The 18621-nt window shown below is 35.1% G+C and carries 13 protein-coding genes, 1 tRNA gene and 1 pseudogene; 13 read left to right on the top strand and 2 right to left on the bottom strand.

The genetic code is table 11. From position 1 onward, the window contains the following. The first annotated feature begins 7 nt into the window (after positions 1–7). From rnt to coaE, 6 genes are all read left to right on the top strand, one after another. The gene (gene rnt, locus LU301_RS08155; RefSeq protein WP_305274029.1) at positions 8–670 is read left to right on the top strand and encodes a ribonuclease T; all 663 of its coding nucleotides are present in this window, start codon (positions 8–10) and stop codon (positions 668–670) included. Between the two features lie 17 nt (positions 671–687). After that, positions 688–763: transfer RNA gene (locus LU301_RS08160), tRNA-Glu, on the top strand. Positions 764–1007: 244 nt separating this feature from the next. Then, a complete protein-coding gene (gene pilB / locus LU301_RS08165) occupies positions 1008–2729 on the top strand; it encodes a type IV-A pilus assembly ATPase PilB (protein WP_305269636.1) in 1722 nt (573 codons plus the stop codon). A 21-nt stretch (positions 2730–2750) separates the two neighbouring features. Next, positions 2751–3977, top strand: coding sequence for a type II secretion system F family protein (locus tag LU301_RS08170; protein WP_305269638.1), 1227 nt, complete (start codon positions 2751–2753; stop codon positions 3975–3977). Then, on the top strand, positions 3977–4849 hold the full coding sequence (locus LU301_RS08175) for a prepilin peptidase (RefSeq protein ID WP_305269640.1): 873 nt from the start codon (positions 3977–3979) through the stop codon (positions 4847–4849). The genes LU301_RS08170 and LU301_RS08175 overlap by 1 nt, the downstream gene beginning before the upstream one ends. Next, positions 4846–5457 carry a dephospho-CoA kinase gene (gene coaE / locus LU301_RS08180; protein WP_305269642.1) on the top strand — a complete coding sequence of 204 codons (612 nt, stop codon included), beginning with the start codon at positions 4846–4848 and terminating at the stop codon, positions 5455–5457. The genes LU301_RS08175 and coaE overlap by 4 nt, the downstream gene beginning before the upstream one ends. A gap of 13 nt (positions 5458–5470) precedes the next feature. On the opposite strand, the gene LU301_RS08185 is transcribed toward coaE, so the two are convergent. Both LU301_RS08185 and LU301_RS08190 read right to left on the bottom strand, forming a co-directional pair. Continuing rightward, complete coding sequence (locus LU301_RS08185; RefSeq protein WP_305269645.1) at positions 5471–6436, bottom strand: YheT family hydrolase; 966 nt, start codon at positions 6434–6436, stop codon at positions 5471–5473. A 98-nt stretch (positions 6437–6534) separates the two neighbouring features. Next, complete coding sequence (locus tag LU301_RS08190) at positions 6535–10128, bottom strand: AAA family ATPase (protein WP_305269647.1); 3594 nt, start codon at positions 10126–10128, stop codon at positions 6535–6537. A 415-nt stretch (positions 10129–10543) separates the two neighbouring features. Here LU301_RS08190 and LU301_RS08195 point away from each other — a divergent pair, with 415 nt between their 5' ends. From LU301_RS08195 to LU301_RS08225, 7 genes and pseudogenes are all read left to right on the top strand, one after another. Continuing rightward, positions 10544–11314: a segregation and condensation protein A gene (locus LU301_RS08195; protein ID WP_305274031.1), complete on the top strand. Its 771-nt coding sequence runs from the start codon at positions 10544–10546 to the stop codon at positions 11312–11314. Continuing rightward, positions 11311–11907 (top strand): SMC-Scp complex subunit ScpB, encoded by a 597-nt coding sequence (gene scpB, locus LU301_RS08200; RefSeq protein WP_305269650.1) that lies wholly within the window; start codon positions 11311–11313, stop codon positions 11905–11907. Before LU301_RS08195 ends, scpB begins: the two co-directional genes overlap by 4 nt. A gap of 70 nt (positions 11908–11977) precedes the next feature. Beyond that, positions 11978–13042 (top strand): MBL fold metallo-hydrolase, encoded by a 1065-nt coding sequence (locus tag LU301_RS08205; RefSeq protein WP_305269653.1) that lies wholly within the window; start codon positions 11978–11980, stop codon positions 13040–13042. Positions 13043–13070: 28 nt separating this feature from the next. Then, positions 13071–13886, top strand: a pseudogene (gene rluB / locus LU301_RS12080) (23S rRNA pseudouridine(2605) synthase RluB); the annotation flags it as partial. An 876-nt stretch (positions 13887–14762) separates the two neighbouring features. Continuing rightward, positions 14763–16112, top strand: a complete 1350-nt coding sequence (brnQ, locus tag LU301_RS08215) for a branched-chain amino acid transport system II carrier protein (protein ID WP_305269658.1) — start codon at positions 14763–14765, stop codon at positions 16110–16112. A 220-nt stretch (positions 16113–16332) separates the two neighbouring features. Next, complete coding sequence (gene tauD, locus LU301_RS08220) at positions 16333–17184, top strand: taurine dioxygenase (RefSeq protein WP_305269660.1); 852 nt, start codon at positions 16333–16335, stop codon at positions 17182–17184. A 96-nt stretch (positions 17185–17280) separates the two neighbouring features. Then, the gene (locus tag LU301_RS08225; RefSeq protein WP_305269662.1) at positions 17281–18531 is read left to right on the top strand and encodes an APC family permease; all 1251 of its coding nucleotides are present in this window, start codon (positions 17281–17283) and stop codon (positions 18529–18531) included. The last annotated feature ends 90 nt before the right edge of the window (positions 18532–18621 follow it).

Consider the following 18621-nt stretch of genomic DNA (forward strand, 5'->3'; position numbering starts at 1 on the left):
TAACACAATGACTGAAAAATCGGAGATACAAGCCGATATCTCTCCAATTGCTCAACGTTTTCGTGGTTATTTACCTGTTGTTGTTGATGTTGAAACAGCGGGTTTTAATGCCCAAAAAGATGCATTATTAGAAATTGCTTGTATTCCAATTATCTATGATAAACAAGGTCAATTTGTACCTAGTTCTGCGATTCATGCACATTTACAACCATTTGAAGGTGCAAATCTTAATCAAGAAAGTTTACGCTTTACAGGGATTGATCCCTTCAATCCTATTCGTATGGCAATGGCAGAAGATGAAAAATCTGCTTTTAAACGTATATTCAAAGAATTAAATGAAGTTCGCAAAGCACAACAATGCATTAAGACCATTTTAGTTGGACATAATGCACATTTTGATTTAAGCTTTTTACAAGCTGCGATTGCTCGTACTAAACTTAAAAATCAAAGTCCATTTCATCAATTTTCTGTATTTGATACTGTTACATTAAGTGCATTAATGTTTGGTCAAACTGTACTTGCTAAATCTTGCCAAGTTGCAGGTATTGAGTTTGATAATAGTGAAGCTCACTCTGCTTTATACGATACACAAAAAACGGCTGAATTATTTTGTCATATTTTAAACAAACTATCACCATATGTACTTGACAACATCTTAGAAAATCATTAATATACACCAAGTCAAATGTCCCTATCGTCTAGAGGCCTAGGACATCGCCCTTTCACGGCGGTAACCGGGGTTCGAATCCCCGTAGGGACGCCAAATTTATATAAAAACCACTATCTATTGATAGTGGTTTTTTACTAAATAGTAAATAATTTTTAGCATATTTTTCTCTAATATAAAAATATATAGTGAAATTACACTATAAAAAGTTACATTATCTACATTTTTAACAAAAAATATGCTTAATTTCTCTTTTTTGTATTTTCACAATAGTTTAAATCATTTACAATATACAACTAATATTACATTTCCAAAATGAAACATTTAGGTGTCGCAACATATGTCTGCTCAAGGAAATTTTAAATTTACAGGCTTTCTTCGACGTCTTGTTGAAGAAGAGCTTATTACGCCTGAAAATATGCAAAGTTCAATTGAAGCTTCTCGTAAAGCACAAACGGACATTGTACCATACTTAATAGAAAATCATCGTATTAAACCTATTCAAATTGCACAAGCGATTTCTAATGATTTTGGTGAGCCATTATTTGATATTTCTTTATATAATACTTCTGTTGTTCCTACAGGTATTGTAGAAGAAAAAGTCATTACAAAATACAAAATATTACCTCTATTACAACGTGGTAATATCTTATATGTTGCAACCAGTAACCCAACTAATATTGAAGCTTTTGATGCAATTCGCTTTAGTAGTAAGCTCAATGTCGAATCAATTATTGTCGAACATGATAAATTAGAAAAAGTAATTGGTCAGCTTTATAATGCTGAAGATAATTTTACTTTTTCTGATGATGATATGGATCTTGATGTAGAAGCTAGTAGTTCAGAAGAAGAGCAAGATGATGATAGTGGAGATGAGGATTCAGCACCTATTGTAAAATATATTAATAAACTCCTAGTCGATGCGATTCGTATGGGTGCTTCTGACTTACACTTTGAACCTTATGAAAAAGTATATCGTGTACGTTATCGTATAGATGGTGTATTAAGACAAATTGCTAATCCTCCATTACAATTAGCAGGACGTTTAGCTGCTCGTCTAAAAGTTATGTCACAAATGGACATTTCTGAAAAACGTATTCCACAAGATGGACGTATTAAGCTTAAATTATCAAAAACCAAAGCAATTGATTTTCGTGTAAACTCATTACCAACCTTATTTGGTGAGAAATTAGTACTACGTATCCTTGACCCATCAAGTGCCATGTTAGGTATTGATGCACTTGGTTATGAACCTGATCAAAAAGCACTATTTTTAGAAGCACTTGAAAAACCTCAAGGTATGTTATTAATTACAGGTCCTACAGGTTCTGGTAAAACTGTTTCTCTCTATACTGGTTTAAATATTTTAAATACTGAAGATACTAATATATCAACAGCTGAAGATCCTGTGGAAATCAACTTACAAGGCATTAACCAAGTAAACGTTAATCCTAAAGTTGGCTTAACATTCGCTGCAGCACTCAAATCATTCTTACGTCAAGACCCTGATGTAGTCATGGTCGGTGAGATTCGTGATTTAGAGACTGCTGAAATTGCAATTAAAGCTGCACAAACAGGACACATGGTAATGTCCACCCTACACACCAACAGTGCTCCTGAAACCTTGACACGTCTACGTAATATGGGTGTACCATCATTTAACATTGCCACTTCAGTAAACTTGGTGATTGCACAGCGACTTGCACGCCGACTCTGTTCTCAATGTAAAAAAGAAATGCCTAAAGCTGATGTTGAAAATATGCGCCCTAGTTTACTCGAACTTGGTTTTAAAGCTGAAGAGTTAGATAATCCAGAATTTAAACTATTTGAACCAGTGGGATGCTCTGAATGTCGTGAAGGCTTTAAAGGACGTGTTGGTGTGTATGAAGTGATGAAAGTGACTCCTGAAATTTCCAAAATTATTATGCGTGATGGTAATGCAATTGAAATTGCAGAAGCTTCTGAAGCTGCTGGCTTTAATAATTTACGCCGTTCTGGTTTACTTAAAGTCATGCAAGGTGTTACAACCTTACAAGAAATTAGCCGTGTAACTGCTGAATAAAACATAAAAGGATAATTGATTATGTCTGTTAAAAAAGCCGAAATGATGCCAATGTTTGCCTATGTCGGTGTTGATCGTAAAGGTGTAAAAATTAAAGGGGAATTCCCTGCAAAAAATATGGCACTTGCTAAAGCAACACTACGTAAACAAGGTATTACTGTTGATAGTATTCGAGAAAAGCGTCCGAATCCTTTAGATAAATTTTTTAAGCCAAAAATTAAAACACTTGATATTACAATTTTCACACGTCAATTAGCAACTATGATGAAAGCAGGTGTACCTCTAGTGCAAAGCTTTGAAATTGTAGCTGAAGGTTTAGATAATCCTGCAATGCGTGAAGTGGTGCTAGGTATTAAAGGTGAGGTTGAGGGGGGTAATACTTTCGCTGGTGCATTAAAAAAATATCCACAATATTTTGACCGCTTATTCTGCTCCCTTGTTGAATCAGGTGAACAATCTGGTGCTTTAGAAACCATGTTGGATCGAGTGGCACTTTATAAAGAAAAAAGTGAGCTTTTAAAGCAAAAAATTAAAAGTGCAATGAAATATCCCATTACTGTTATTGCAGTAGCAATTATTGTAACAATTATTTTGATGGTAAAAGTAATTCCTGTTTTCCAAGAACTATTTGAAGGTTTTGGTGCAGAATTACCTGCATTTACTCAGTTAGTAGTGAATATGTCTAAATGGATGCAGCAATGGTGGTTTGTATTGATTATGGGTATAGCAATCACTATTTTTATATTCACAAAAGCTAAGGAAAAAAGTCAAAAATTCCGTGATTTGCTTGATAAAGCATCGCTTAAAGCACCTATCTTTGGAGATATCATTTATAAAGCTATCATTGCACGTTATAGCCGTACTTTAGCGACCACTTTTGCTGCAGGTGTACCTTTAATTGATGCTTTAGAATCTACTGCTGGTGCAACAAATAACGTTATTTATGAACAAGCGGTTATGAAAATTCGTGATGATGTTGCGTCAGGTCAGCAATTACAATTTGCCATGCGTAATGCAGATAAGTTCCCTGCAATGGCAATTCAAATGGTTGCGATTGGTGAAGAATCAGGTGCATTAGATGCTATGTTAGATAAAGTTGCAACACACTTTGAAAATGAAGTAGATACGGCTGTAGATGGTTTAACCTCTATGATGGAACCACTGATTATGGCTATTCTTGGTGTGTTAATTGGTGGCTTGGTTATTGCGATGTACTTACCAATTTTCAACATGGGTTCTGTAATTTAATGCAAAACTTAATCCTATTATTTACCGAAATGCCTGCACTACTTTATGTAGTTGTAGGCATTTTGAGTTTATGTGTAGGTAGCTTTTTAAATGTAGTGATTTATCGTCTACCTAAAATCATGGAAAATGAATGGAAAGAAGAAATTCATTATTTCCAAAATCCAGACCAACCTTATCCTGAACAAGAAAAATTTACCTTAAGTGTTCCTGCCTCAACCTGCCCTAAATGCCAACATCGTATTCGTTGGTATGAAAATATTCCTGTGATTAGCTGGGCTGTTTTATTACGTGGTAAATGTAGTGGCTGTAAAAATCCTATTTCTGCACGCTATCCATTTGTAGAGTTAGCTACTATGCTTGCTTCTCTCGTAGTAGTTTATAATTTTGGCTTATCATTAACAATGATTGCAGGTGTGATTTTTACATGGATATTAATCGCACTGATTGGTATTGATTTTGATACACAATTATTACCAGACCGTTTGGTTTATCCATTACTTGGTTTGGGACTTGCTGTAAATAGTTTTGGATTATTTATCTCTCCAGCTCAAGCCATTTGGGGAACTTTAATCGGTTTCTTATCTCTTTGGTCAGTATGTGTTATTTTCAAACTGATTACAAGTAAACAAGGCATGGGGCATGGTGATTTTAAATTACTCGCTGCAGTGGGTGCGTGGCTAGGTACTGGCTTATTACCCTTTATTATTTTTACTTCAGCAGTATTAGGTTCAATTGTAGGTGGTATCTTATTTGCTATTTATAAAGAAAGTCGTCCTTTTGCTTTTGGCCCATATATTGCTATTGCTGCATGGATTGCTTTATTATGGGGTAATCAAATTATGGCATCTTATTTAGGCTTATTTATCAAATGAGTCATCAAAAATTAATCATTGGTTTAACAGGTGGCATTGGTAGCGGTAAAACGACTGCCAGCCAATGGTTTGAACAACAAGGAATTTATGTCGTCGATGCCGATATTGTTGCTCGAGAAATCGTTGCCCTTGGGCAACCTGCTCTAACACAAATTCAGCAACAATTTGGTGACTGGGTTTTAACAGAACAAGGCGAACTCAATCGTCTTGCTTTAAGAAAACATATTTTTAATAACCCAGACGCAAAAAAACAACTTGAACAAATTACTCACCCTATCATTCGCCAATCTATTATCGAGCAATTACAACAGACAACAATAAGTGCTTATCATATTCTAGTTTCACCTTTGCTATTTGAAACACAACAACATTTATTAGTACATCGTACTCTACTCATTGATGTTGATGAACAAACACAATTACAACGTGCTAGCCAACGAGATCATCAAACGTTAGAACAGATTAAACAAATTATCAATACACAATTTTCACGCCAACAAAGATTAGCCCTAGCAGATGATGTCATTTTAAACAACCAAGATACAACTCAGCTATACGAGCAACTTATTATTCAACACCAGCATTATTTACAATTAGCAAAAGGCTAAATATTCATTAGCCTTATTGATGATAATGTTGAAAGAAATGCAAAATCGTGTCAGGTAACCAATCAATATTACCCTTACCTTTGCCAGACACAAAACCTAAATGCCCTCCACGTTTCGGCTGTAATAATTGTACTGCTGATGACACTTCATGTGCTTTAGGTAAACTTTTTGGTGTCATAAATGGATCATTGATAGCATTAATCACTAAAGTCGGATATTGAATATATTTTAAATAAGGCTTTGCAGAACTACGGCGATAATAATCTTCAGGGCTACTAAATCCATGTTTAGGTGCTGTAAAATAAGTATCAAACTCAGTCAAGGTTTTACTTTTCATGACTTTTTCTACTAACTCTGGGTCATGATATTCTGCCTCACTCAAAATTTTAGGACGTAAAGTACGTAAAAAATAAGGAATATAAATTCGTTTACTCAATCCTTTCGACATCCGTTTTGATGCATCAATCAAATCTAAAGGTGCACTGACTACCACATTTATTTTACTAATTGCTTCATTCCCTTGCTCACCTAAATATTTAGCTAGCACATTACCGCCTAAAGACACACCAACCGCATAAATTTTATCATAACGTTGATTGAGTAAACCTAGCATATACCCTACTTCATGACTATCACCTGAGTGATAGGCAATACCTGCCGTATTCGATACACCACCGCAACCACGAAAATGTGCTACCACACCATGCCATCCCAAACGTTTCACAGCGTGCATTAATGCAATGGCATAATGACTTTCACTACTACCTTCCAATCCATGAAATAACACCACTAAAGGTGCATCTTTATCATCTGCATCAACAAAATCATACGCAACTAATGTTTTTCCTGTACTATCTGCCAATAGTTCACGGCGATAATCAGGGCGTTCCGCTTGCAAGGCTTTTGCATAAACAGTATCAAAATGACCACCTTTTAACCATTTCGGTGGTGATATTTCTGTAAATATAGGTGCATTCATGATTTATAAACTCATCAGATGACATGATTTTATATTTTAATACAACCGTTTAAAAACACAAGTATTTTATCATCATTATATAGATGCTTGTCTATTAATTAGACAATATTTAGCTTACTTTTACCTTCACCACAGGTTGCAACCTTAATTTGTACAGGAATACGCTCATGAATTTCTTGAATATGCGAGATTAAAATCACTTTACGCCCTTGCCCTTGCAAACGATCAAGTGTATCCATGACTATATGTAATGATTCTTGGTCTAGTGTGCCAAAACCTTCATCAATAAATAAGGTTTCCAATTTCAAATGATGTGATGCCATGTGAGCAATACCTAATGCCAAAGATAATGACACTAAAAAGCTTTCCCCACCCGAAAGTGATAAAACACCACGTTGCTCATCATTCATGTCATGGTCAATAATAGACAAACTCAAACTTTCATTAATACGGCATAATTCATAACGTTGTGTTAATTGAGCTAGTTGATAATTCGCATATTGCAATAAAATATCTAAATAATATTGCTGTGCGATACGTTGAAATTCTCCACCATCACGAATACCAATCAACTGATGAATACGATTCCAACGCATATATTCTTGCTCAGCTTGTATAAATTGTTGTTGATAAATTTGATATTTTTCCTGTTGTGATTGTTGTAATTTTAAAATACTACCCAATTCATCAGACTGCTGTTGATATTGCGTTTGCTCGTCATGAAGTTGTTGTATAATTGATGTTAATTCGGCAAAATCACCAAGTTCTTTAATATCAATAGCTTGCATTTTTTGCTGTATCAACTCTAATTTACTATGCACAGTTGTTAGGTGCTGTATATGTTGTTCAACTGTTTGTTTTAGTAATATTAATTCATCATGAATTTGATGATTTTGCGATAATTGTATCAACCAACCATCATCAAATTTATGATGTTGTTGCCATTGATTAATTTTAATACGGCTCACTTGTTGCTGTTGCTGGTGTTCAACTAATTGTTGCTCCAATAATTGCAAGTGTTGCTGATATTTTTCATATTGATGCTCTGCTTGTTGTTGAGATTGTAACGATTGTTGCACATGTATTTTTAACTGTTCTACATCAGCCAAAATACGCTGTTTCCACAACAATGGCTTTTCTAATTCTTGTTGATCTTCTCTCTGATACTTGCTAAATATCTGTTCATTTTCAGTTTTAAGTTGCTGTCCTTGCTGTTTAACTTGCTCTATCAATTGCTGTAATTTTTCTTTATCTTTTTGATAATATTCATTTTTTTGTTGTAATAAATGTTGCTGTTTTAATACATCAGTTTGCTTTAGCTGTAATTCCGCCAATTTTTGCTCATAATCGATTTGTTGTTGTAAATCGGCAGACCATTGTTCAATACAAGCTAAATGCTGATTTTTCCATTGTGATTGATATTCAGATGATAATTTGTGTACAATTTTATCATCAATCATTTGTAAAATACGATATTGTTGTTCTAATTCATGTTCACGATTGAGTTTATTTTGTAAGCGATGATACTGCTCAATTATACCTTCTAACTGCGATAAGTCCTGTTCAACCTTTTGTAATTGATATTGGTTGTGTTGTAATTTTTGTGATAATTGCTCATCAATCGTATCATCTAACAACATATCATTACTTAAAGATTTATCTTGCTGTATTTGAACAGTCAATTCTGCTTGATGTTGTTGATACTGCTGTTCTAATTGCTGTAAATTGTGCTGATGATGTTGTAATTGATGTTGTATCGCCAAGCTTTGCTGTTGCTGTTGTTGCCATAAATCCCATGCTTGCTGTTTTTGTTGTGCATAATCTTGTTCTTGCTGTTGTTGCAATGTTAATAAATTTTGTTGTAAGTTTTCACGCCAAGGATGATGTTCACTACCACATACCATACACGGCTGATGTTCTTGCAACTGACTACGCAAATATTTCACATCTTGACTATGAATAAGTTTTTGTTGCTGTAAAATATCCCATGCAGTTTGCCATTGCTGTTCTATACGTTGATAATCTTGCTGACGCTGTTGTTCTGATTGCTGTTCTTGTTGCAAATGTTGTGTTAATTCATCAACTTGCTGTTTGAGTGTAGCGAGTTGTTGTTGCTCTTTCTCTAAAGATTGCCATTGTTGCAAAACAGTTTGCAAAGCCTGTCTCTGTTGATTGACTTGGCTCATCTGTTGGTAATGTTGCGTTTGTTGCTGTTGTAAACGCTCTAAGCTCTCATACTTTTGTTGAAACTCATGCAAATTTTGCTGTAATTGTTGATAACTTTTCCACCAATCCACAGGCGATGTCAATTTTTCATCATACTGTGCTAATAATTTTACAAACTTTTGATTATATTGCTGATATTCAGTTAATAATGCTAAAAATGCACTTGGTTCTTGTTGTAAATAATTTAACGATTGTATATTTTTTTCATAATCCTGTTGCTGTTGTTGCCCTGCTATATATTGTTGATTTAATTGCTGTAATTGTCGTTCATCATCGGCTTGTTGCTCTGTTAAAAGCGTTAATTCTTGACGTTTTTGTTTAAAATCTGCTCGCAACTGCTCCATACGTTGATGTTTATCTAATACCACATCAATATCAATCAGTTGTTGTTCTAATGCAGGTTGTAACTGCTGTTGCTGTACTACTGCTTGTTGATAAGCAAATTGAGCCTGCTGTAACGACTGTTGATGTGTATTAATATGTTGTTGTACTTGTGCAATCTCGCCATGTAAACGCTGAATGGTCAATTCCGATGCTTGCCATAATTGCCATTCGCCTGCAATGTGTTGATAGGCTTGTAACTCATTTAAACGTTGCTGTTGTTGCTCGACATTTTGTTGTTTTAAATCAATTAATTGCTGTTGATAATCATGTTGTTCAGCTTGCAATTGTTGATAATCTAAATGTTGTTTTTGTTGTTGATTGATTTGCTCAATCTGTTGTTGTAACTGTTGCAATTTTATTTTAACCTGCTGATATTGTTCTTGTTTTTGTTGAAATTCTTCAGGTGCTAATAATTCAACCATACCTGTTAATTGTTGGGCCTGTTCATAAGCTGATTTGGCATTTTTTTGTTGTTCATACGCCATCTGCCCAATTTTTTTAAAAATATGCGAGCCTGTTAAATGCTCCAATAATTGAGCACGTTCGTCATCTTTGGCTTTTAAAAATGCACTTACTTCAGATTGTGCCAATAAAACCGCTCGTGTAAATTGTTCAAAATTCAACCCTGTTTTTTCAACAATGAGTTGCTCACACTCTTTGGTTTTAGTCGCTAATACTCGATAATCATCATCAACACACATTAAACTACGACTATTAGCTTTTAATTTTTCAGTCGCTTTTTTACGCACACGACTCATTTCAGTACGGCTAATATAACGCTTTTGGTCTATGCCAATAAATTCCAATTCAGCATAACCAAAACCTGTACCACGTGTTAAAATCTGTCGGGTATCGCTAGATTTACTAAAATCATCAGTCGTACCATGTGTTGAGCCTTTAAAACGTGGAATTTGGTCGTATAATGCCAAACACATCGCATCAAGTAAGGTTGATTTCCCTGCACCAGTCCGTCCTGTAATGGCAATTAAACCTGCTGATTTTAACGGTTGTTGCTGAAAATCAATTTCTTGTTCTCCTGCTAATGAAGCCAAATTACATAATTTTAAGCGTAAAATTTGCATGATATTCCTTCTATAATATGTTAAAATAAATAGCATTCTCAACATCTTTTGACAATATATTGATTACTTTTAAATAATCAGCAGTTTGGTTCTATATATTTATAACCAATTGAAAATAAAAGAATACGTAGGGTGCGTATTACGCACCATTTTGATGAAAAGTTATAAAAAGGTGCGTGGTACGCACCCTACCTACTGCTCATCAATTTAATCTATCTACTCTTAAATATCAAATGGTTATATTTTAGAATACTTCGAATTAACGTTAATTAAAACTTGTAGGGGCGAATTGCAATTCGCCCTTACATAAAATCAATAACTTAATGTCTATTGAGAATAGCATAAAATAATCGAGTATTTTTCCATTTTTACGAGTGATTTGCAAGTCGTGGCACAACCTGAAATCCAATCAGCAATGCAATCATCAACACCAACTATTCGTGTATTAGATGAATGGCAAACCGAAATTCCTGATGATTTATATATTCCCCCTGAAGCCTTTGCTGTATTATTAGAACGGTTTGAAGGACCTTTGGATTTTTTGATTTATCTGATTCGTAAAAACGGTTTTGATTTATTACAACTCGATATTGCACCGATTGCCACGCAATATTTACATTATATCGACAGTATGAAATCGCTCAACATCGAACTAACTGCCGATTATATGGTCATGGCTGCCCTATTAGCTGACTTAAAATCACGTTTACTGTTACCAAAACCACAAACCTTAACCATTGAAAAAGACCCTAAACAAGAATTAATCAATCGTTTAGAGCATTATTTACGCATTAAACAAGCGGCTGAACGTTTAGGTCAATGCTCAATTTTAGGGCGAGATACTTTTGAAACCCAAGTTTTATTGGGCGATGTTGAACAACAGCGTTCTGGTTTTAATATCCAATTATTACAAGATGCATTAATTTGTGTGTTTAATCGTCCTGAAGCAATTGTACATACCATTGCACCTGAACAAATTTCCCTTGAAGATAAAATAAATTTTATCATAGAACAAATTCAACAATATCAAACCCTTAATTTTTACCAATTACTCAATGCCAAACAAGGTAAAATGGGCTTAGTGGTTACATTTATGGCGGTTTTAGAACTCACTCGTCAGCAAAAAATTCAGATTGTACATGATGGTATTGAACAAACATTAACCATTTCAGAGGTAGAACAATGAACAACAATATTACTGATAAAAACGGTGCAGAAGTTATTGATATTCATGATGTTTTATTACAAATTGAAGCAATTATTTTTGCTAGTGAAATGCCTGTAAGTTTAGCACGTTTGAAACAAGCCTTAGGTCAGCGTTTTAGTAGCACACAATTACGCCAATTTATACAACAAGTGGCATTAATGCAACACGGTCGCTCGATTGAACTAATTGAAACGGCACAAGGTTTTCGTTTTCAAGTGCGAGAAAAATATCGTCAAGCCATTGTACAAGCACAACCTGAACGCCAAATTAAACTCTCGCCAGCACTTTTAGAAATTTTAGCAGTAATTGCTTATCATCAGCCTGTTACTCGTTCAGATATTGAACAAATTCGTGGCGTGAGTAACAACAGCCAAATTTTACGCACGTTATTTGACTGGAATTGGATTAAAGAATCAGGCTATCGTGAAATTGCTGGTCGCCCTGCACTACTGATTACCACACCTACATTTTTAAATGCCTTCGGTGTTACCAGTTTAGCCGATTTGCCACCTTTAAGCGAAACAGCAGAATTTACGACTGCTTTTGAAAATATCAATGAGATTAAACATTAAGCTCAATTTATAGAGCATTTTTTATCATACAAATTAATCATTTATAATGAATTAGAATGGAATATCCATCATGCTACAAGTTCAGTTTTTAGGCACATCTGCAGGTACACCAAGCAAATATCGTAATGTATCAGCCATTGCAGTTTCACTCATCAATACGCATAGTAAAAGCAAAAAAACACCATGGATTTTAGTGGATTGTGGCGAAGCAACACAACATCAAATTTTAAAAACATCATTATCGCTGATGGATTTAAGCGTGATTTGCATTACCCATGCACACGGCGACCATTGTTATGGCCTATTAGGTTTATTATCGAGTATGGCTATGAATCGGCGTACCGCACCACTCACCATTATTTGCCCTAAAGATGTACAAACTTTTGTGGAAATAAGTTTACAACTAACCCACGCCCATCGCCATTTTGAAATTGATTATCTTCATCATGAAAGCTTTGATGGCTTTCAATTAGCAATAAGCGACCATCATCATGTTGATATTCAAGCCATTGCCCTTTCACATCGTATTGCGTGTATGGGGTTTAAAATTTCACAAACTTTACATTACAATAAATTGCACAGCGATAAATTATTAGCCAAAAATATCCAACCAAGTGCAATTTGGGGCAAATTACAACATGGTTTTGATGTTACCTTAGACAATGGTGAAATTTTACTCGCTGATGATTATTGTGAACAAAAAACTGAGCGTTTAAATATCATCATCGCAGGAGATAATGACCAACCTGATTTACTCACCCCTTATGTATCAGATATTCAATTACTAGTGCATGAAGCAACTTATACCCATGATATTGCTGAAAAAATTAAATCTCGCACGGAGAATGCTTTTGACCCCAAACATAGCAGTAGTAAACAAATCGCTCAGTTTGCACAACATCAGCACATTCCCTATTTGGCTTTAACCCACTTTAGTGGGCGTTATTTAGCTTTTGAAGATGTGGAAAGTGAAATTAGCAATATGGGACATATCCGTGCTGAAGTAAAACAATATTATACAGGACGATACTGGTTAGCTCGAGATTTTTTACAGTTGAATATTACACTTGATGGCGTAGAGCGTGTAAAAAATAGTGAAAGTTTCTCAAGCAATTCTAGCGAAAATCCACTATAATAGCGTAAAGTGATATTAGGTAACAAAGATGACTGAAAAACTACAAAAAGTATTGGCACGTGTTGGCTTAGGCTCACGCCGTGCTATGGAACAAATGATCAGCGAAGGACGTGTTAGTATTAACGGTCGTGTGGCAACTTTAGGCGAACGTGTTGAAGTTGGCGATGAATTACGCTTAGACGGTCGTAAAATCCAATTTGGTAAAGAACGTGATACACGTCGCCGTGTCGTCATTTACTACAAACCTGAGGGCGAAATTTGTTCACGCCATGACCCTGAAGGTCGTCCAACGGTATTTGACCATTTACCAACCATTTCTCAAGACCGTTGGGTGATGGTCGGACGTTTAGATATTAATAGTTCTGGTTTATTATTATTTACCAATGATGGCGAATTAGCCAATCGTTTAATGCACCCATCAAATGGCATTGAACGCCAATATGCCGTGCGTGTGATGGGCGATGTAACACAACAAATCCGTCAAACTTTATTGCGTGGCGTAGAACTTGAAGATGGTTTTGCGAAATTTGAAAGTTTTGCCGATTTAGGTGGCGAAGGCATTAACCGTTGGTATCAAGTGGTGGTAAAAGAAGGACGTAACCGTGAAGTCCGCCGTTTATTTGAATCGCAAGGTTTAAAAGTGAGCCGTTTATTGCGTACTCGTTATGGTATTATCAATTTACCACGAGAATTACGCACAGGTCGTTGGTTAGAGCTTGACCAGCTTGCCATTGACCAGCTTGCTAAATCAGTAAATTTATCTGCACGTCAAACGGCAGTATTTAGTGAAGAAGAAAAACGCCGTATTGATAAAATGTTAGATAACCCGATGAAAGCAAGACGTGTAGAACAACGCCGTGCAACACCTAGAGTCATTGTTGATGAAACAAATCTTGTCAGCGAAAACCGCCCATTAACTCGTTATAGTCCAACAGGTAAATACTTAGGCTTGCCTGAAACTGAACAATCATCTAAACGTTGTGAGCGTAGTTTTGACGACCGTCCAAGACGTAAGTTTGATGATAATCGTGCTAAACGTCGTGAACGCAATTTTGATGAACGTCCAAGACGTAAGTTTAATGATAATCGTGCTGAACGCCATGAACGCAATTTTGATGAACGTCCAAGACGTAAGTTTGATGATAATCGTGCTGAACGTCGTGAACGCAATTTTGATGAACGTCCAAGACGTAAGTTTGATGATAATCGTGCTGAACGTCGTGAACACAATTTTGATGAACGTCCAAAACGTAAGTTTGAAGATAATCGTCCACGATTTGATCGTAAACGTTAAGATTTAATCTGTTAATAAGGATAAGAGTAAAATCTTATCCTTATAAATCGGACGGGAAATTATAATCTGGCTCTAACCTAACATCATATTTCTTAAGATTACCAATATAGATTTAAACTTGTAAAAATATTTTCATAATTTCACGCTTTTTATGGTATAAATATTGTGTTTTGTATAGTTATTATGTAATATTATTCACATTGAACACTCAACTCATGTCTATAAATTGTTGAAAATAATCATATTTATTTTAAGGTTTTTTCACATCAACTTTATATGTATCTTATCATTTTTAAATGATTGTAAGTGATTGATTTTATTTAAAAACAATTCGTATAGCGTTGAGAACATATTCACAGCAACATAGCAGTATTAACACATATGATGTCTATATTCGCTATCGCTAAAAATTTAAGAGGGCATTCAATGTCTCAATCGACTTCTTATCGTACAGCATTTATTGCAACAGGTTTAATGCTGTTCGCTCTATTTTTTGGTGCGGGTAACTTAATTTTCCCAGCAGGTATGGGACAACAAGCAGGCGAGAATATCGCCGCAGCTTTAACAGGATTTTTATTAACAGGTGTAGGCTTACCTTTACTTGGAGTCATCGCTATTGCCTATTCTGGCTCTCGTGATGTACAACAACTCGCTTCTCGTGTTGCCCCATGGTATGGCATATGGTTCGCCGTGATGTTATATTTGGCGATTGGCCCATTCTTCGCTACCCCACGTACCGCAACCGTTTCATTTGAAATTGGTGTATTACCATTTTTAGGTGAAGTTGATGAAAGTTCACAAAAAACTGCATTATTTGTCTATGCTATTGGCTTTTTTGCTTTGTCTTATTGGCTTTCAGTTTCTCCAGGTAAATTAGTCGATCGTATTGGTAAAATCTTAACACCTGTATTATTAGTAACCATTTTAGTTTTAACAGGTTATGCCTTGATTTCACCAATGGGTGAATTACAAGCACCAGCAGAAGCTTATCAAGCAGGTGCTTTAACCAAAGGTGTGATTGAAGGTTACGGTACGATGGACGCATTAGCTTCATTAGTATTTGCCATTATTGTCATTGAAGCCATTCGCAATATGGGCGTAACCGATAACAAACAAGTGTTAAGTTTAACCACTCGTGCAGGCTTAGTGGCAGCAGGCTGTCTAGCAATTGTTTATGTGTTGATTGGTTATATGGGTGCAAATAGCGTTAGCGTATTAGGTACATTAGACAGTGGTGCAAAAGTATTATCGGGCAGTGCAGATTTTTACTTCGGTGCATTAGGTAAATCTATATTAGCAGTAATTGTATTCTTAGCGTGTCTATCTACATCAGTTGGTTTAATTACCGCTTGTGGTGAATATTTTAACCGTTTAGTACCCAAATTATCATATCATCAATGGGTGATTATTTTTACTTTAATTTCATTTACTATTGCGAATTTTGGTTTAGCAAATATCATCAAATTCTCAATTCCTGCATTAATGTTGCTTTATCCATTAACTATTGCTATTATCGCTTTAGCATTCTTAGATAAACTATTTGATGGCAAACGCATTGTTTATGTTTTAACTATTGCGGTAACATCACTTTTTGCAATTATTGATGGTTGGAAAACCTTACACGGTATGTTTGAAGGCTCAAAAGAAGCATTTATCATGCAATTAGATACTCAATTAAGCAATATTTTACCGTTATATAGTTCTGGCTTAGGTTGGATTTTACCTGCAATTGTGGCATTTATCATTAGTGTAGTTATTGCAAAAAGCAGTAAATAAACCATAAATTAAGCTGATTATCAACCATTATCCCCCAAATATTCAATGATTTGGGGGATATTTTCTATCTAAATTCTTTAGCATGATTAATGCATTAGTTTATGAGTTTAATTTATATACTAAATCAATATAAATAATGATAGTTTTATTATTTAACAAGTTATTTTTATCCTGCTATATTTATTACAACAAAATTTTATAACCCAACAGGATAAACATCATGTCAAACACCTTACAAGTTCAACCCATTAAACAACATATTGGTGCTGTGATTTCTGGTATTAACTTAAATGAAGCAACACCAGAACAATTAGCAGAAATTCAGCAATTGTTATTACAACATCATGTGATTTTTTTCCGCAACCAACAGCTTGAGCCTACATCACAAGTGGCTTTAGCTAAAAGTTTTGGCTCACTACACATTCACCCAATTTTCCCTACCGTTGAAGGTGTACCAGAAATTATTGTACTGGATAGTCATCAGCTTGATTTGCGTGATAATGAATTATGGCATACCGATGTAACATTTTCTGAAACGCCACCTTTAGGTTGTGTCTTACATGCGATTAAAATTCCACCAGTAGGCGGCGATACATTGTGGGCAACTTCTACCGCAGCTTATGATGCTTTAGATGATGAATGGAAACAACGTATTGATGGTTTAAATGCAGTACATGATATTCGTTTGTCATTCCCTGAAGAACGTTTTGCTCAAGGCGAAGAAGAAAAAGCAAAATTAGAAGCGATTATTGCTAAAAATCCGCCTGTTACTCACCCTGTCGTACGCACTCACCCAGATACAGGTCGTAAAGGTTTATTTGTCAGCGAAGGTTTTACTGATTATATCGAAGGTATTTCTACTGAAGAAAGCCGTGAAATTTTAGATTATTTATTCCAACATTCGGTGCGTGAAGAATTTACGGTACGTTGGCAATGGCAAGAAGGTGATGTAGCAATTTGGGATAATCGTTGCACACAACATAAAGCCTTATTTGACTATGGTGATGCTCATCGTATCATGCGTCGTGCTACAGTCAATGGAACAAAGCCATATTTTGAACAAGCTGCTTAATATTTTTGTTCCCTTAGGTGAGTGAATATCACTCACCTATTTTTAGCACTACCCCATCATCATAAACCATATAGCCCATCAGCCAAAGGAATAAATATGAGTAAACACGCCATTTCTCCCACTCAAGCCATCGCCATCAGTCTAGGGTCAATGATTGGTTGGGGTGCGTTTGTCATGCCAGGAGATTTATTTTTAAATAAAACTAATTTTCTTGGCTCATTATTCGCATTTGCTTTAGGAACAGCATTAATTATTTTGGTGGCTCATTCCTATATCCGTTTGATGAATAAAGAATCATCACACACAGGCGGTGCGGTGGCATGGGTAAAAAAATATGTAGGCATTACACACGCACGCATTTATAGCTGGGCAGTTTTGGCGGGTTATATTGCTATTATTGCCCTAAATGCCTCAGCAATTGTATTATTATTGCGTACTTTACTACCTAATGATTGGAATATCATACACTTATATCAAATAAATGGTTGGGACGTTTATCTCAATGAATTATTGGCATCTTTAATTACTTTGGCTTTATTTGCTCTCGTTAATTATAAAGGTTTACGAGCTGGTGCATCAATACAACTGATTATTTCACTCTTGATGGTCATTGCAATTGTTTCTCTAACCACCTTGTCTATTTTTAATGCTGATACACACAGTCAATATTTACCTAATATTTCCACAGAATTATCATTTTTAAATAGTACATCATGGTTAGCCGTGTTAGCCGTTGTACCTTGGGCGTATGTTGGTTTTGAAACGACGCCACATATCGCTAAAAATATTCGTGATTCACAACGTAAAACCAAATATATTGTTTATTTATCACTTATTTCAGGTTTTTTCTGCTATATTTTAGTAAATTATTTGACCGCACTTAATTTTAATTTTGATTATTCAGCAATTCACAGTTCAATGTGGGCAACTGGCGAAGGTATTCGCAATCAAATTGGTTCATGGGGTATGGTTATTCTTGCTCTTGCTATGATTGGTGCAATTTTAAGCGGTATTAATGGTTTTATGCTTTCTACGATTAAATTGCTTGAATCAATGAATGATATGGATTTAGCACCTAAACGTATTCAACATTGGTTTAATCAATCACCACAGCAACCACCAATACAAATTATTTCTATCATTTTCATCATTTGTACTATGATGTTATTACTTGGACGTAATCATTTATTAACACTCGTAAATATATCGTCCTTTGGTATTGCTTTAGGTTTTGTTTATATCGTGATTGCAGACATTCAAGCACAAAAACAACGTCAAGAAACTGTTGGTATTTTTAGTTATTTAGCTTTAGGTGCAAGTTTATTATTTATGGGATTAGTATTTTAAGTTATTTTAAGCGGGAATGAACATAAACATTTCCGTTTTTATTGCTGATGATTTAAAAAATAATGATAATAACTATCAATATTTTTGTAA

It is taken from the genome of Moraxella sp. ZY210820, from assembly GCF_030674635.1.
Taxonomy (GTDB): Bacteria; Pseudomonadota; Gammaproteobacteria; order Pseudomonadales; family Moraxellaceae; genus Acinetobacter.